Below are 15,650 nucleotides of genomic sequence, written 5' to 3'. Positions count from 1 at the left end.
CCAGCACCGTGAGAAATCAGGAGACCGCGTGAGCACCGCCGCCCAGCCGCCCGAGGACCCCGGGCCGCACGAGGAGCACGAGGCGCAGCACGACGCGCCCCAGGAGGCACGAGACTTCACCGAGGTGCAGTCCGGCGCGGAGTTCACCGAACTGCGCCGCTCCTACCGCTCGTTCGCCTTCCCGCTGACCGTCGCCTTCGTCCTCTGGTACCTGCTGTACGTGCTGCTCAGCAACTACGCGGGCGGCTTCATGGGCACCAAGGTCCTCGGCAACATCAACGTCGCGTTCGTCCTCGGTATCGCCCAGTTCGTGACGACGTTCCTCATCGCCTGGTGGTACTCGCGGCACGCCGCCGCGAAGCTCGACCCCAAGGCCGAGGCGATCAAGAACCGCCTGGAGGGCGACGCATGAGCCACCTGACCTTCCAGCTCGCCGCCGAGGGCGCCTCCCAGCACCGGCCGCTGATCATCACGCTCTTCGCGGTCTTCGTCGCCGCCACCCTCGGCATCACCGTGTGGGCGGGGCGGCAGACCAAGGGCGCCGAGGACTTCTACGCCGGCGGCCGGCAGTTCTCCGGCTTCCAGAACGGCCTGGCCATCTCCGGCGACTACATGTCCGCCGCGTCCTTCCTCGGTATCGCGGGCGCCATCGCGCTCTTCGGATACGACGGCTTCCTGTACTCCATCGGCTTCCTCGTCGCCTGGCTGGTCGCGCTGCTGCTGGTCGCCGAGCCGCTGCGGAACTCCGGCCGTTTCACGATGGGCGACGTCCTCGTGTACCGGATGCGGCAGCGCCCGGTGCGCACTGCGGCGGGCGTCTCCACCATCATCGTCTCGATCTTCTACCTGCTGGCGCAGATGGCGGGCGCGGGCGCGCTCGTCACGCTGCTCCTCGGGATCACCAGCGAGGCCGGCAAGATCCTCGTCGTCATCCTCGTCGGCATCGTGATGATCCTGTACGTCTCCATCGGTGGCATGAAGGGCACCACCTGGGTGCAGATGGTCAAGGCCGTCCTGCTGATCGCGGGCACCCTGCTGATCACGTTCCTGGTGATGCTCAAGTTCGACTTCAACATCTCCACTCTGCTCGGCGAGGCCGCCAAGGAGAGCGGCAAGGGCGCGGCCTTCCTGGAGCCGGGCCTGAAGTACGGCGTCAGCGCCACCTCGAAGATCGACTTCATCTCACTGGGCATCGCCCTGGTCCTCGGCACCGCGGGCCTGCCGCACATCCTGATCCGCTTCTACACCGTGCCCACGGCCAAGGCCGCCCGTAAGTCCGTGAACTGGGCCATCGGCATCATCGGCGTCTTCTACCTGATGACCATCGCGCTCGGCTTCGGCGCCGCAGCGCTCATCAAGCCAAAGACGATCACCGATTCCAACCCGGCGGGCAACACCGCGGCACCGCTCCTCGCCCAGGAGATCGGCGGCGGCGCCGACTCCACCGGCGGCGCCATCCTGCTCGCCGTGATCTCGGCGGTCGCCTTCGCCACCATCCTCGCCGTGGTCGCCGGCCTCACCCTCGCCTCGTCCTCGTCCTTCGCGCACGACCTGTACGTCAACGTGATCAAGAAGGGCAAGGCGTCGGAGAAGGACGAGGTGCGCGCCGCGCGCTGGGCCACCGTCGGCATCGGCGCCGTCGCGATCATCCTCGGCGTCTTCGCGCGCGGCCTGAACGTCGCGGGCCTGGTCGCCCTCGCCTTCGCGGTCGCCGCCTCCGCCAACCTGCCCACGATCCTCTACAGCCTCTTCTGGAAGCGCTTCACCACCTCCGGAGCGCTGTGGTCGATCTACGGCGGCCTGGCCTCCTCGGTCCTCCTCGTGCTCTTCTCGCCGGTCGTCTCCGGCAAGGAGACCTCGATGTTCCCCGGCGTGGACTTCCACTTCTTCCCGCTGGAGAACCCGGGCCTGATCTCCATCCCGCTGGGCTTCCTGCTCGGCTGGCTCGGGTCCCTGCTCTCCAAGGAGGAGCCGGACGTCCGCAAGTACGCCGAGCTGGAGGTCCGGTCCCTGACCGGCACCGGAGCGCACTGACCGCCCGATCCCGCAGGCGGAGCGCCGGCCGCGTCGTAGATCCCTACGACGCGGCCGGTCCCGCATCGTGACATCGGATCCGTGCTCGTTGTCGGACCCATCGCGTAGGCTCGACAACAACTGATCCGCCACCGGGGGAGGGGGCCTCGTGCTCATCGACACATACGGGCGAGTAGCCACCGACCTGCGGGTTTCGCTGACCGACCGGTGCAACCTGCGGTGCACGTACTGCATGCCCGAAGAAGGCCTGCAGTGGCTGGCCAAGCCCGATCTGCTCACGGACGACGAAATCGTCCGCCTCATCCGCATCGCCGTCACCGACCTCGGCATCGAAGAGGTCCGCTTCACCGGCGGCGAGCCGCTGCTCCGCCCCGGCCTCGTCGGCATCGTCGAGCGCGTCGCGGCCCTGGAGCCGCGCCCGCAGATGTCCCTGACCACCAACGGCATCGGCCTGGAGCGCACCGCCACCGCGCTGCGCGACGCCGGCCTGGACCGGGTCAATGTCTCGCTGGACACCCTGCGCCCGGACGTCTTCCAGACCCTGACCCGCCGCAAGCGCCACGAGGACGTACTGCGGGGCCTGGAAGCCGCCCGCGCCGCAGGCCTCACCCCCGTCAAGGTCAATTCGGTGCTCATGCCGGGGCTGAACGACGACGAGGCCCCCGACCTCCTCGCCTGGGCGGTGGAGCACGACTACGAGCTCCGCTTCATCGAGCAGATGCCGCTCGATGCCCAGCACGGCTGGAAGCGCGAGGGCATGATCACCGCGGGCGACATCCTCGCCTCGCTGCGTACTCGCTTCACGCTGACCCCCGAGGACGAGGGGGCGCGCGGCTCCGCGCCCGCCGAGCGCTGGCTCGTCGACGGCGGGCCGCAGCGCGTCGGCGTCATCGCCTCGGTCACCCGCCCCTTCTGCCGTGCCTGCGACCGGACCCGGCTGACGGCCGACGGCCAGGTGCGGACGTGCCTGTTCGCCACGGAGGAGACGGACCTGCGGGCCGCGCTGCGCTCGGACGCGGGGGACGAAGAGATCGCGCGCATATGGAAGCTCGCGATGTGGGGCAAGAAGGCGGGCTCGGGCCTGGACGACCCGAGCTTCCTGCAGCCGGAGCGGCCGATGTCGGCCATCGGCGGCTGACGCCGGCCGGCTTCGGCCCGGGGGCCTTGCGGGCCCAGGCCGGGCCTCGCCTCAGCCCTCCGCCTGCGTCGCCTCCCACTCCTCCAGCTTCACCACGTCCTTCAAGAAGCCCCGGACGCCGAGGAATTGGGAGAGATGCTCGCGGTGCTCCTCGCACGCGAGCCAGGTCTTGCGGCGGTCCGGCGTGTGCAGCTTCGGGTTGTTCCACGCCAGGACCCACACCGCGTCGGCTCGGCAGCCCTTGGCGGAGCAGATGGTGACGTTCTCGGAGACGTTCGGGAGGTTCACGTCCTCAACCCTACGTCGCGCCCCTGCGTCCGGACATGGCGACGCCGGGCAGCCACGGGGGGAGCCGCCCGGCGTCGGTCCGTCGCTCCGACGGGGGATGCGGAGCGCGTACGAAGTATGTCACGGGGGACCGTGCCGGGTGCACCGGAACCACATGATTGATCTGAGCTTTTCTTGAGCTTTGCGGATCGTCGGTAAATCAGCCGCGCTCGCCGCGCTGCTCGGCGGAGTCCGTACGCGTCGCTTCCGGGCCGCCTTCCGCGCCGGTCTCCCGCGGTGACTCGTCGGTCGACGCGGTCAGCATCGGCCGGGACGGGGCCGCCACGAAGGTCGAGGGGAGCGAAGTGACGTTCTCCCGGCCCGCGTTGGCGATGACGACCGCAACGTACGGCAGTACCAGACCCGCAATCAGGGTGATAATGGCGATGGGCCGCTCGACGTTCCAGAGCACGGCGGTGAGGACCACCGCCACCGTCCGTACGGACATCGAGATCACATAGCGTCGCTGCCGCCCACGGACGTCCTCGGTCAGCCCCTGGCGGGCTCCCGTGATCCGGAAGGACTGGGCACTGCTCTGCTTCCGCATCACGTTCCACCACCTGTTGTCGTACCGGGCACACGCCGATGCCGGACCTGTTCCCACGTTACGCCGGGTCTGCGCAGCCTTCGAGACCGGGTCGCGATACGCCCGGCGGGGTACATACCGGCGTCATGCGTACAGGCCGCTCCGACGTGCGCCGTACGGGTGGCGGTACGAAACTGAACGATGCACGGCCTTGTACACCGCGCCCCACTAGGAGGCGACATGAATTGGTTGTGGGCCATCATTCTGGGTCTGGTTCTGGGTGTGATCGCGAGGGCGCTCATCCCGGGGAAGCAGGCGATCCCGCTCTGGCTGACGGTGATCTTCGGCATGCTCGGCAGCGTGCTGGGCAACTGGGCGGCCACCGGGATCGGCGTCGAGGACACCAAGGGCGTCGACTGGACCCGGCACGTACTGCAGCTGATCGGCGCGGTGATCGTCGTCGGCGTGGGCAGCCGGCTGTGGGCCATGGTGCGCGGGAGGAAACACCGGCATCAGCAGGCGTGACCGCGCCGCGGCAGTCCGCTCCTGCGGGCCTGACATCAGGCCCGCAGGAGCGGTCGGGTGCAGGGCCGCCTGTTCCCGCGGCTTTACGCGCCTTCCACCTGGGCCAGCTTGCGGCCCGCCTTGAGGTACGGAGTGCCGGGCGTGGCGGCCAGCTTCTCCGCCAGTACCTCGGCCAGCGGGCGAATCGCGTCCGCCTCGGCCAGTACCACCGTCTCCTGGCCCGACTCGGCCTCGATGACCAGCCGCAGTGCGTTCTGCTTCGCCAGCCGGCGGGCCGCCGACGCGCTCTGCGTGAACTCCAGCACCTTGGTCAGCACCGTGGCCACCGTCTCCGAGCCGTGCTCGGCGAGGTCCACCGAGGGCAGCGTGGAGACATCGGCGAAGGACTTCTTGGAGAACTGCGCGACGAACCCGGCGCGGGCCGCCATAGCCGCCTCGACGCCGTACAGCGCGGTCACGACCTCACCCGCGAGGATCTTCTTCAGATCCATCGGGTGCAGCGACTTCGCCTCGATGCGGGCCAGGACCTGGGCGATCTCCTCGTCCGTCCACTCCGTCCACGCCTTGAGGTACGGCTCCATCAGCCGGTCCGGGATCGACATGATCTTGCCGAAGACGTCCTCGGCGGGGGCGTTCAGAGCGACGTAGTTGCCCTTGGACTTGGACATCTTCGCGCCCGTGCCGTCCGTGCCCTCGATCAGCGGCATCGTGACGACCAGCTGCGGCTGCTGGCCGTGCAGCTCCATGAGCTTGCGGGCCAACTGGAGGTTGAGCAGCTGGTCGGCGCCGCCGAGCTCCACGTCGTCGTTCAGCGCGACCGAGTCCAGGCCCTGCGCGATCGGGTACAGCATCTCGGTCATGGTCAGGCCGGAGCCGTCCGCGAGGCGGGTGCGGAAGTCGTCGCGCTGCAGCAGCTGGGAGACCGGCACCTTCGCGAGCAGGCCGAGCAGCTCGGGGAAGGTGTACGGCGCCAGCCACTCGCTGTTCTGCCGGAAGCTGACCTTCTCGAAGTCGAAGAACGGCCGGACCTGGTCGCGGTAGGTCGCGAGATTCTTCGCGATGTCCTCGTCGGTCAGCGGCGGGCGCTCGGTGCTGCGGCCCGAGGGGTCGCCGATCTTGGCCGTGAAGTCACCGATGATCAGCGTGACGTCGTGGCCGAGGCGCTGGAAGCGGCTGAGGACGATCAGCGGGACCGCGTGCCCGAGGTGCACGTCCGTGCCCGTCGGGTCGATGCCCAGCTTGATGTGCAGGCCCTTGCCGGCCGCCTTGCGCTCCTCGATGCGCTCGGCGAGCTGCTCCACGCCCGGGATCACCTCGACCGTGCGCGAGGCGATCAGCTCGGCCTGCTCCTTGGCCGGCAGGTCCGTCAGGTCGAGATAGCGCCGCGCGCCCGTCTCCTTCAGCAGCTCCTCGACGGTGGCGTCGGCGGAGAGGTCTGCGGAGAGCAGCGTGCTGGCGCGGGCGACGGATTCGCCGAGGCGTGTCATGGCGTTCCTGATCGGTCGTTGATCCCAAACGGGAGGACGGAACCGATTCTATTAGCCGCGCGAAGCGTGGCCGACCGAGTATCCACAGGCCGGCCACGCGGTATGACGAATGCCCGCCACCTCTGGGAGGGGCCCCTCACACGCCCCGGCTCACCGAGCTCATGTTGAAGTCCGGGATACGCAGCGCCGGCATCGCGGCCCGCGTGAAGTAGTCGCTCCACTCGCGCGGCAGCGTCCGCTCCGTACGGCCCGCCTCGCTCGCCCTCCCCAGCAGATCCACCGGCGACTCGTTGAACCGGAAGTTGTTCACCTCGCCGACCACCTCGCCGCCCTCCACGAGGTACACCCCGTCCCGGGTCAGCCCCGTGAGCAGCAGCGTCGCCGGGTCGACCTCGCGGATGTACCACAGGCAGGTCAGCAGCAGCCCGCGCTCCGTACCGGCCACCAGCTCGTCCAGCGACTTCGTGCCGCCCGCGTCCAGCAGCAGATTGTCGACCGCGGGGGCCACCGGCAGGCCGGTCAGGCCCGCGCTGTGCCGGGTGGTGACCAGCCGGTTCAGCGCGCCGTCCCGCAGCCAGTCGGTGGGCTCCAGGGGCAGCCCGTTGTCGAAGACCGAGGCGTCGTCCCCGGAGCTGTGCGCCAGTACGAAGGGCGCGCACTCCAGGCCCGCGGCCCCCGGGTCGCTGCGCAGCGTCAGAGGGAGCCCGGAGAGCTTCTCGCCGACCCGGGTGCCGCCCCCGGGCGCCGAGAAGACCGTGCGGCCCTCGGCCGCGTCCCGCGCCCCGGAGGACCACATCTGGTACACGAGCAGGTCGGCGACGGCGGTGGGCGGCAGCAACGTCTCGTACCGCCCGGCGGGCAGCTCGGTCCGCCGCTCCGCCCAGGCCAGCCGCCGCGCCAGGTCGGCATCCATGGCCAGCGGGTCGACGTCCCGGAAGTCCCGGGTGGCCCGGCCCGCCCAGGCCGAGCGGGTGCGGTCGGGCGACTTGGCGTTCAGCTCCAGGGTGCCGGTGGGCTGGTCGTGCCGGAGCTGCAGCCCGGTGGAGGAGCCCACGTAGGAGGACACGACCTCGTGGTGGGCGAACCCGTACAGCTCGCGGCCGCCGTCCCGGGCCCGCCGGAAGGCTTCGCCCAGCGCCGGCGCGAAGTCCGCGAACACCTCGGAGGAGGTCTCGGCGGGCGGCTCGGTGAAGCCGGGGGAGGGCGCGCCGCCCGGTACGAGCGGCTGCGCGTCCTCGGCGGGGCCCGCCGATGCGGCGGCCGCCTCCGCCGCCCGCACCAGGCCCTCCAGGTCGTCGGCGGTGACCGCGGCGCGCGAGACGACGCCCGACGCGGTGCCCTCCTTGCCGTCCACGGTGGCGATCACGGTGAGGGTGCGGCCGCGGGTGACCCCGTTGGTGGTCAGCGCGTTGCCCGCCCAGCGCAAATTGGCGGTGGCGGTCTCGTCGGCGATGACCACGCAGCCGTCGGCCCGCGACAGATCCAGCGCCCGCTCGACCACCTCGTGCGGCGCGCTCGTACGAGAAGCACGAGACGTACGACGTGTACTCATCGACCGGCCTCCTGAGTCGTGTGTGCTCATCGACCGGCCTCCTGGGTCGTGTTCAAGATGTTGACGCCCGTGAAGAGGGCGGAAGGGCAGCCGTGCGAGACGGAGGCGACCTGGCCCGGCTGGGCCTTGCCGCAGTTGAAGGCGCCGCCCAGTACGTACGTCTGCGGGCCGCCGACCGCGGCCATCGAGCCCCAGAAGTCGGTGGTGGTGGCCTGGTACGCCACGTCCCGCAGCTGCCCCGCCAGCCGCCCGTTCTCGATCCGGAAGAACCGCTGTCCGGTAAATTGAAAATTGTACCTTTGCATATCGATGGACCAGGACCGGTCGCCGACCACGTAGATGCCGTGCTCCACGCCCCCGATCAGCTCCTCGGTGGACGGCCCCTCGGGTGCCGGCTGCAAGGAGACGTTGGCCATCCGCTGCACCGGTACATGGGAGGGCGAATCGGCGTACGCGCATCCGTTGGACCGCTCGAAGCCGGTCAGTCGCGCGATCCTGCGGTCCAGCTGGTAGCCGACCAGGACGCCGTCCTTGACCAGGTCCCAGGACTGCGCCGCCACGCCCTCGTCGTCGTACCCGATCGTCGCCAGCCCGTGCTCGGCCGTCCGGTCGCCCGTGACGTGCATCAGCGACGACCCGTAGGCCAGCTTCCCCAGCTGGTCGAAGGTGGCGAACGAGGTGCCCGCGTACGCCGCCTCGTAGCCCAGCGCCCGGTCCAGCTCGGTCGCGTGCCCGATCGACTCGTGGATCGTCAGCCACAGGTTGGAGGGGTGCACCACCAGGTCGTACCGCCCGGCCCGGACGCTCGGCGCGCGCATCTTCTCCGCGAGCAGCGCGGGCATCTCCGCCAGCTCGGCGTCCCAGTCGTACCGCCCGTCGGTCAGGTACTCCCAGCCGCGGCCGACCGGCGGCGCGATGGTCCGCATCGAGTCGAACTCCCCGCTGCGGTCGTCCACCGCGACGGCCGTCAACTCCGGGTTCAGCCGGACCCGCTGCTGGGTGGTCGTCGTTCCCGCCGTGTCGGCGTAGAACTTGTTCTCCCGGATCGTGAGGAGCGAGGCGTCCGCGTGCGTGACGCCCGGCGCGGCCAGCAGCCGCCCGCTCCACTCCGCCAGCAGCCCGGTCTTCTCCGCGTCCGGCACATCGAACGGATCGACCTCGTACGAGGAGATCCACGTCCGGTCCGGATACGCGGGCTCGTCGGCGAGCTCCACCTTCTCCTGCGAGCCGGCCGCGTCGATGACCTTCGCCGACAGCTTGGCCATCGCCACCGCCTGCGCCGCCACCCGCGCCGCCGCGTCCATGGTCAGGTCCACACCGGACGCGAACCCCCAGGCCCCGCCGTGCACGACGCGCACCGCGTACCCCAGGTCGGTACTGTCCGAGGACCCGGCCGTCTTCGCGTCGCGCAGCCGCCAGGACGCGTACCGGATGCGTTCCAGCCGGAAGTCGGCGTGGTCGGCCCCCAGCGCGCGGGCCCGCGCGAGCGCGGCGTCGGCCAGCGCATGCAGGGGCAGCGCGAGGAAGCTCTCGTCAACGGAACGAGGTGTAGCGGGCACGGCATCCCTCCCGGGGTCGGCGCCACGCATCATGCCGTGCCGGACCCCGGGCGCGCACGGGGTCCGGCGGTTCGTCGCGCCGTTTCGCCGGGTCGCGGAGCGGTCGCTTCTGTAGGGACCCCACAGTGACCGGGATGTGCCCCTGTGCGAGCTGGATTCTCCGTATGAGGGTCGTGACCGCTAGTTTCGTAAAGAACACACGACGGACAGGACACGGAAAGGGTGATCTCTTGAGCCGCTCGGTTCTGGTCACCGGAGGCAACCGCGGCATCGGCCTCGCCATCGCCCGGGCCTTCGCCGAGGCAGGCGACAAGGTCGCCATCACCTACCGCTCCGGCGAGCCCCCCAAGGGGTTCTTGGCCGTGAAGTGCGACATCACCGACACGGAGCAGGTCGAGCAGGCGTACAAGGAGATCGAGGAGAAGCAGGGCGCGGTCGAGGTGCTGGTGGCCAACGCCGGCGTCACCCGCGACCAGCTGCTGATGCGGATGTCGGAGGACGACTTCGCCTCGGTCCTGGAGACCAACCTCACCGGCACGTTCCGCGTGGTCAAGCGGGCCAACCGGGCCATGCTGCGGGCGCGCAAGGGCCGGGTCGTGCTGATCTCGTCCGTCGTGGGGCTGCTGGGCTCCGCGGGGCAGGCGAACTACGCGGCCTCCAAGGCGGGCCTGGTCGGCTTCGCGCGCTCCCTCGCCCGCGAGCTGGGCTCCCGCAACATCACCGTGAACGTCGTGGCCCCCGGCTTCGTCGACACGGACATGACCCGCGCGCTCACCGATGAGCAGCGCGAGAACATCGTGAAGCAGGTGCCGCTCGCGCGCTACGCGCAGCCCGAGGAGATCGCCGCCTCGGTCCGCTTCCTGGCCTCCGACGAGGCCGCGTACATCACTGGAGCCGTCATTCCCGTCGACGGCGGATTGGGCATGGGTCACTGATCGATATGAGCGGAATCCTCGCCGGCAAGCGCATTCTGATCACGGGTGTGCTGATGGAGTCCTCCATCGCCTTCCACGCGGCCAAGGTCGCGCAGGAGCAGGGCGCCGAGGTCATCCTCACCGCGTTCCCGCGGCCGACCCTCACCGAGCGCATCGCCAAGAAGCTGCCCAAGCCCGCCAAGGTCATCGAGCTGGACGTGACCAACGACGAGCACCTGGACCGCCTGGAGGGCGTCGTCCGTGAGGAGCTCGGCGGCCTCGACGGCGTCGTGCACTCCATCGGTTTCGCCCCGCAGGACGCCCTCGGCGGCAACTTCCTGAACACCCCCTTCGAGTCGGTGTCCACGGCCATGCACGTCTCGGCGTTCTCGCTGAAGTCGCTCACCATGGCCTGCCGCCCGCTGCTCAGCGAGGGCAGCGCCGTCGTCGGCCTCACCTTCGACGCGCAGTACGCGTGGCCGCAGTACGACTGGATGGGCCCGGCCAAGGCCGCCCTGGAGGCCACCTCGCGCTACCTCGCGCGTGACCTCGGCCCCGAAGGCATCCGCTGCAACCTGATCTCGGCCGGCCCGATCGGCTCGATGGCCGCCAAGTCCATCCCGGGCTTCTCCGAGCTGGCGGACGTCTGGAACACCCGCTCCCCGCTGAAGTGGGACATGGCCGACCCGGAGCCCGCGGGCCGCGGCGTCGTCGCCCTGCTCTCGGACTTCTTCCCGAAGACGACGGGCGAGATCGTCCACGTCGACGGCGGCGTGCACATGATGGGTGCCTGACCCGTCCGCTTGACGCGATGAGGGCCGCGGCCCGTACGGAGACGTACGGGCCGCGGCCCTTGTGCGTGGGTTTGCCGGGTGCGCTTGCTGGGTGCGTTGCTGCCTGCGCTTACCGCTGCGCATACGGGGGGAATCGAACGAGAGCGCTCCCCCACCGGGGGATTACCCGAGGGGGGCGGCCGGGAATCGCCTCAGCTCCGTCCCAGGCGCCCGGGGCGGCAGCCGTACGAATGGGAGCTCGCCTCGGCCGCCGCGCGGTCGCCGTCGCCCTCGCGGATCGCGTCCACCAGCCGCGAGTGGTCCATGTGCCACTCGGGGCGCAGCTCCTCGCCCACGTCGGCGCGGAGGAACTCGCGCAGGACGCCGCCGAGGTCCGCGTACAGCTCGGCCAGTACGTCGTTGTGCGAGGCCGCCACGATCGCCATGTGCAGCGTGGCGTCCGCCTCCACGAACGCGGCCGCCGCGCCCGACTCCCACGCCTGCTCGCGCCGCACGAGTGCCGCGTCCAGCTGCTTGATGTCCGCCTCCGTACGGCGCTCCGCGGCGCGCCGGGCGGCCTCCGCCTCCAGGGCGCTGCGCAGCTCCGCGACGTGCCGGGGGTCGGCGTCGGCGAAGCGGCGGTTCATCACCCCGGCCAGCTCGCTGGTGGCGACGACGTACGTGCCGGAGCCCTGGCGGATGTCGAGCAGCCCGTTGTGGGCGAGCGCGCGGACCGCCTCGCGGACGGTGTTACGGGCCACGCCGAGCTGTTCGACCAGCTCGGGCTCGGTCGGGATGCGCTCGCCGACCGGCCACTCGCCCGCGGTGATCTGGGCGCGCAGCTGGGCGATCACCTGGTCGGCCAGGGCGGAGCGCCGGGGCGAGGGGGTCAGTGGCATGGACGAGCTCCCGAAGCGATTGGACAGCCATTCATCCCATGATTCTATGATGAGTCCTATGGCAGACGACGACCTTGCGACCCTCGGCACCGGCACCGAGACACCACGGACCACCGCGCACCCGGGAACCGGCCCCCTGGACCCCGCCCCCGCGCCCGTACCGCGCTGGCTCGGCGCGGTCCTGACCGCCGGTCTCGTCCTCGCCGCGCTCAACCTCCGCCCGGCCATCACCAGCCTGGGTGCCCTCCTGGAGGAGGTGCGGAACGGGCTCGGCATGAGCGGCACCGTCGCGGGCCTGCTCACCTCCGTACCGGCCCTCTGCTTCGCCGTCTTCGGCATCGCGGCGCCGCGACTGGCCCGCCGCTTCGGCGCGGCCACCATCGTGTGCGCCGGCATGGTCGCCATCGCGGTCGGCGTCCTGGTGCGCCCCTTCGCGGGCGGCACGGCCGGCTTCCTCGCCGCCAGCGCCCTGGCGCTCGCCGGCATCGCGGTCAGCAACATCCTGCTGCCCGTCGTGATCAAGACCTTCTTCCCCGACCGGGTCGGCTCGATGACCGGGCTGTACTCCATGGCCCTGGCGCTCGGCACCTCGCTGGCCGCCGCCCTCACCGTGCCGGTCACCGGCGCGCTCGGCGGCGGCTGGCAGGCCGGGCTCGCCGTGTGGGCCGCGCTCGCCGTACTGGCCGTCGGGCCCTGGCTCGCCGTACTGAAGCACCGCGCGCCCCAGGCGGCACCGGAAGCGGCGGGCGCGCCTCAGCAGGACGCCCCGGCCGTCCGGATCAGCCGTTCGCCCACCGCCTGGGCGCTGGCCGTCTTCTTCGGCCTGCAGGCCACCGCCGCGTACGTCACCATGGGCTGGCTGCCGCAGATCTTCCGCGACGCCGGGGTGTCGGCCGGGACCGCCGGCGTGCTGCTCGCCCTCGTCATGGCCATGGGCATCCCGCTGTCCTTCCTGCTGCCGCGGCTGGCCGCCCGGATGCGTCACCAGGGGCTGCTGGCCGTGGCCCTCGGGGCCTGCGGGCTCATCGGGTACGCGGGCCTGTGGCTGGCGCCCGCGGCCGGCGCCTGGGGCTGGGCGCTGCTGCTCGGCATATCGAACTGCGCCTTCCCGCTCGCCCTCACCATGATCGGCATGCGTGCCCGCAGCGCCACCGGCGTCGTCAAGCTCTCCGCCTTCGCCCAGTGCATCGGCTACCTGATCTCCATCCCCGGGCCGCTCCTGGTGGGCGCGCTGTACCAGCACAGCGGCGGCTGGGGCCTGCCCATCGCGCTGATGGCGGGCCTGATGGTGCCGCAGATCGCGGTGGGCGTACTGGCCGGGCGGGACCGCCGGATCGAGGACGAGGGCTGACGGAAGCCCGGTGACGGGAGGGTGCGACACTGGGGTCATGCCAGTGCTCGAACCGAATCCGCAGGGCGGACAGAAGAAGCTGCTCCTCGTCTTTGGCGCGATGCTCGCCGTGACCGTCGTGGTGGGGATCATCGCCAGCATCGCCGCACCCTGACCCGGCGCCGGTGGGGCCGGCTCGGGGGCTCCGGTGGGGTTTTCCCCAGCGTCCCCTAGGGGGCCAGGGTCAGGGGTAAGTGGGTGGCTCACCTGATGGGAAGCGCCGTCGGACACCCGTAGATTCGAGGGACAACGCGCCGCACCCCGATCCGTACGGAGGCGATCCCATGTCCGCCGCTCAGACCCGGCACACCGAGGGCAGTGCCCGGCCCGTGCGGCTGCCGTGGTGGGCCGTGGCCCTGGCGGTGGTCTCGTTCGTGGCGCTGCTCTTCGTGATGACCCCCGCCGCGGAGGCCGAAGCGGCGGGTGCTCCGCCCGCCATGACCTCCGTGGTTCACTTCCTCGCGCGGCTGGTCGGCGCCGGAGTGTAGCCGCCGGTTCCGTGTCCCGCTTTGTGGGATGAGGCTGTCAACACCCCGCGCCCCGCGCCGCGTTTCATGCGAAGCTGGGACACATGAGCGTCGATTCTCCTCGCCGGATTGTCCTTCTCCGACATGCCAAGGCCGAGTGGTCCGATGGGGACGACCACGAGCGGCCGCTCGCCGACCGCGGCCGCCGGGACGCCCCCGCCGCCGGACTCTGGCTCGCCGGGGCCGGCATCAATCCAGACCTGACCCTCTGCTCCACGGCCGTTCGCACTCGCGAGACCTGGAAGCTGTGCGCCCCCAAGCTGCCCCAGCGCCCGAAGACCGTGTACGAGGACCGGCTGTATGAAGCCTCGCTGGGCGAGCTCATCGCGCTGGTCAACGAGACGTCCGACGACGTGAACGACCTGCTGCTGGTCGGCCACAACCCGGGCATGCACGCCCTCGCCGACGCGCTCTCCGGCGAGGCGGACGGCGAGCTGCTGGCGCGGATGAACCGCAGCGGTTTCCCGACCGCCTCCCTCGCGGTGGTGACCTTCAACGGCTCCTGGAAGTCCGTCGAGCACGGCGTCGGCCGCCTGGTCGCCTACTGGTCGCCCCGGGACTGATCACCGGAGCGCCGGAGCTGAGCGCCTGACACCGGCGGTCGCCGTCGGCCGTGTACGCCGAAGGGCCCCGGCACACCTCGTGCCGGGGCCCTTTCGTATGCGGTGGGTGACGGGTCAGTCCGCGATCGTGTCGGCGGCCTCGACCTCTTCGCGGGTGACGCCGAGCAGGTACAGCACGGTGTCCAGGAACGGCACGTTCACGGCGGTGTGCGCGGCCTCCCGTACGACCGGCTTGGCGTTGAAGGCGACGCCCAGGCCCGCCGTGTTCAGCATGTCCAGGTCGTTGGCGCCGTCGCCGATGGCCACCGTCTGCGCCAGCGGCACCCCGGCCTGCTGGGCGAAGGAGCGCAGCAGCCGGGCCTTGCCCGCCCGGTCCACGATGTCGCCGGTGACCTTGCCGGTGAACCGGCCGTCCACGATCTCCAGGGTGTTCGCCGAGGCGAAGTCCAGCCCCAGCTCGTCCTTGAGCGCGTCGGTGACCTGCGTGAAGCCGCCGGAGACCACGCCGACCTGGTAACCCAGCCGCTTCAGGGTGCGTACCAGCGTCCGCGCGCCGGGCGTCAGCCGCACCTCCTTGCGCACCTGCTCGACGACCGAGGCGTCCAGGCCCTTCAGCAGCGCCACCCGGGCGTGCAGCGACTGTTCGAAGTCCAGCTCGCCGCGCATCGCGGCGGCGGTCACCTCGGCGACCTCGGCCTCGCAGCCCGCGTGCGCCGCGAACAGCTCGATGACCTCGTCCTGGATCAGCGTGGAGTCCACGTCCATCACGACCAGCCGCTGGGCGCGGCGGGCCAGTCCGGAGTCCACCACGGCGATGTCCACGCCCAGCACCGACGCCTCGGTCGCGAGTGCGGTGCGCAGCGTGTCGGTGGGCGTGCCGGAGACATTGAACTCGACCGCGGTCACGGGGTACTTGGCGAGCCGGAAGATGCGGTCGATGTTGCCGCCGGTGGCCGTTATGGCGGCGGCGATGGCGGAGGTGGACTCGGCGGTGAGCGGGTGCCCGAGGACGGTGACGTGCGAACGGCCGGTGCCGCGCGGACGGTTGTCACCGGTACCGGAGATGATCTCGGCCTGGAGGTGCAGCGACTCGGCCCAGCTGTGCACGGTCGCGCGCAGGTCGCCTTCGGAGGCACCGTTCGACGCGCTCCCGGAGGGCGTGGTCACCAGGGCGCACAGCACGATGCGGCCCCGGGTCACGACCTGCTCGATGTCGACGACGTCGACCGAGTAGGCGGCGAGGGTGTCGAAGAGACCAGCGGTGATCCCGGGCCGGTCCTTTCCGAAGATCTTCACGAGAAGGGTCGGTACGTCGTCGCCCGGTACGGCGGTGGCAGGCGGTGTCTGCGATGCGCTCATGGTGCTCTTACGGTATCCGGCCGCGTCGCGGGACCGTACAGGTGTCCCGCCGAGTGGACGTCTGCCACCACGCGGCC

The 15,650-nt window shown here is 70.9% G+C and carries 17 protein-coding genes; 10 read left to right on the top strand and 7 right to left on the bottom strand.

Annotation, left to right across the window (positions count from 1 at the left end; translation table 11 throughout):
* Window positions 1-124: 124 nt before the first annotated feature.
* The 3 genes from AB0I82_RS07165 (at window position 125) to moaA (ending at window position 3,172) form a co-directional block, all read left to right on the top strand.
* Complete coding sequence (locus tag AB0I82_RS07165; RefSeq protein ID WP_363256887.1) at window positions 125-412, top strand: DUF485 domain-containing protein; 288 nt, start codon at window positions 125-127, stop codon at window positions 410-412.
* Window positions 409-2,034 (top strand): cation acetate symporter, encoded by a 1,626-nt coding sequence (locus AB0I82_RS07160; RefSeq protein WP_363256136.1) that lies wholly within the window; start codon window positions 409-411, stop codon window positions 2,032-2,034. Before AB0I82_RS07165 ends, AB0I82_RS07160 begins: the two co-directional genes overlap by 4 nt.
* Before the next feature lie 148 nt (window positions 2,035-2,182).
* The gene (moaA, locus tag AB0I82_RS07155) at window positions 2,183-3,172 is read left to right on the top strand and encodes a GTP 3',8-cyclase MoaA (RefSeq protein ID WP_363256135.1); all 990 of its coding nucleotides are present in this window, start codon (window positions 2,183-2,185) and stop codon (window positions 3,170-3,172) included.
* A 51-nt stretch (window positions 3,173-3,223) separates the two neighbouring features.
* On the opposite strand, the gene AB0I82_RS07150 is transcribed toward moaA, so the two are convergent.
* Together AB0I82_RS07150 and AB0I82_RS07145 are read right to left on the bottom strand one after the other, a co-directional pair.
* Entirely contained in the window at window positions 3,224-3,460 is a 237-nt protein-coding gene (locus AB0I82_RS07150; protein WP_363256133.1) for a hypothetical protein, read from the bottom strand.
* Window positions 3,461-3,659: 199 nt separating this feature from the next.
* On the bottom strand, window positions 3,660-4,046 hold the full coding sequence (locus tag AB0I82_RS07145) for a DUF3099 domain-containing protein (RefSeq protein ID WP_363256132.1): 387 nt from the start codon (window positions 4,044-4,046) through the stop codon (window positions 3,660-3,662).
* A 219-nt stretch (window positions 4,047-4,265) separates the two neighbouring features.
* On the opposite strand from AB0I82_RS07145, the gene AB0I82_RS07140 reads away from it, so the two are divergent.
* Window positions 4,266-4,550, top strand: coding sequence for a GlsB/YeaQ/YmgE family stress response membrane protein (locus AB0I82_RS07140; RefSeq protein WP_363256131.1), 285 nt, complete (start codon window positions 4,266-4,268; stop codon window positions 4,548-4,550).
* A gap of 83 nt (window positions 4,551-4,633) precedes the next feature.
* Here AB0I82_RS07140 and tyrS read toward each other — a convergent pair whose 3' ends face one another.
* The 3 genes from tyrS to AB0I82_RS07125 all read right to left on the bottom strand — a co-directional run bounded on the left by tyrS (window position 4,634) and on the right by AB0I82_RS07125 (window position 9,178).
* A complete protein-coding gene (tyrS, locus tag AB0I82_RS07135) occupies window positions 4,634-6,037 on the bottom strand; it encodes a tyrosine--tRNA ligase (protein WP_363256130.1) in 1,404 nt (467 codons plus the stop codon).
* A gap of 136 nt (window positions 6,038-6,173) precedes the next feature.
* Window positions 6,174-7,589 (bottom strand): metallopeptidase TldD-related protein, encoded by a 1,416-nt coding sequence (locus tag AB0I82_RS07130; protein WP_363256129.1) that lies wholly within the window; start codon window positions 7,587-7,589, stop codon window positions 6,174-6,176.
* A gap of 26 nt (window positions 7,590-7,615) precedes the next feature.
* Window positions 7,616-9,178 carry a TldD/PmbA family protein gene (locus tag AB0I82_RS07125; protein ID WP_363256886.1) on the bottom strand — a complete coding sequence of 521 codons (1,563 nt, stop codon included), beginning with the start codon at window positions 9,176-9,178 and terminating at the stop codon, window positions 7,616-7,618.
* A 200-nt stretch (window positions 9,179-9,378) separates the two neighbouring features.
* Here AB0I82_RS07125 and fabG point away from each other — a divergent pair, with 200 nt between their 5' ends.
* Both fabG and fabI read left to right on the top strand, forming a co-directional pair.
* Entirely contained in the window at window positions 9,379-10,083 is a 705-nt protein-coding gene (fabG, locus tag AB0I82_RS07120) for a 3-oxoacyl-[acyl-carrier-protein] reductase (RefSeq protein ID WP_363256128.1), read from the top strand.
* A gap of 5 nt (window positions 10,084-10,088) precedes the next feature.
* Complete coding sequence (fabI, locus tag AB0I82_RS07115) at window positions 10,089-10,856, top strand: enoyl-ACP reductase FabI (RefSeq protein ID WP_363256127.1); 768 nt, start codon at window positions 10,089-10,091, stop codon at window positions 10,854-10,856.
* A 191-nt stretch (window positions 10,857-11,047) separates the two neighbouring features.
* On the opposite strand, the gene AB0I82_RS07110 is transcribed toward fabI, so the two are convergent.
* The gene (locus AB0I82_RS07110; RefSeq protein WP_363256126.1) at window positions 11,048-11,734 is read right to left on the bottom strand and encodes an FCD domain-containing protein; all 687 of its coding nucleotides are present in this window, start codon (window positions 11,732-11,734) and stop codon (window positions 11,048-11,050) included.
* A gap of 58 nt (window positions 11,735-11,792) precedes the next feature.
* Between AB0I82_RS07110 and AB0I82_RS07105 the strand changes: the two genes are divergently transcribed.
* The 4 genes from AB0I82_RS07105 to AB0I82_RS07090 all read left to right on the top strand — a co-directional run bounded on the left by AB0I82_RS07105 (window position 11,793) and on the right by AB0I82_RS07090 (window position 14,214).
* Window positions 11,793-13,085 (top strand): MFS transporter, encoded by a 1,293-nt coding sequence (locus AB0I82_RS07105; RefSeq protein WP_363256124.1) that lies wholly within the window; start codon window positions 11,793-11,795, stop codon window positions 13,083-13,085.
* 37 nt (window positions 13,086-13,122) lie between these two features.
* On the top strand, window positions 13,123-13,239 hold the full coding sequence (locus tag AB0I82_RS07100) for an SGM_5486 family transporter-associated protein (RefSeq protein ID WP_263302694.1): 117 nt from the start codon (window positions 13,123-13,125) through the stop codon (window positions 13,237-13,239).
* A 169-nt stretch (window positions 13,240-13,408) separates the two neighbouring features.
* Complete coding sequence (locus AB0I82_RS07095) at window positions 13,409-13,612, top strand: hypothetical protein (RefSeq protein WP_363256123.1); 204 nt, start codon at window positions 13,409-13,411, stop codon at window positions 13,610-13,612.
* Between the two features lie 83 nt (window positions 13,613-13,695).
* Complete coding sequence (locus tag AB0I82_RS07090) at window positions 13,696-14,214, top strand: histidine phosphatase family protein (RefSeq protein ID WP_363256122.1); 519 nt, start codon at window positions 13,696-13,698, stop codon at window positions 14,212-14,214.
* 114 nt (window positions 14,215-14,328) lie between these two features.
* Here AB0I82_RS07090 and serB read toward each other — a convergent pair whose 3' ends face one another.
* A complete protein-coding gene (gene serB, locus AB0I82_RS07085) occupies window positions 14,329-15,573 on the bottom strand; it encodes a phosphoserine phosphatase SerB (RefSeq protein ID WP_363256121.1) in 1,245 nt (414 codons plus the stop codon).
* Window positions 15,574-15,650 lie beyond the last annotated feature (77 nt).

The organism is Streptomyces sp. NPDC050315 (assembly GCF_040655775.1).
Lineage (GTDB): Bacteria > Actinomycetota > Actinomycetes > Streptomycetales > Streptomycetaceae > Streptomyces.
The sequence above is the reverse complement of the archived record's forward strand: the minus strand, read 5'-3'. Positions and strand labels throughout refer to the sequence as shown.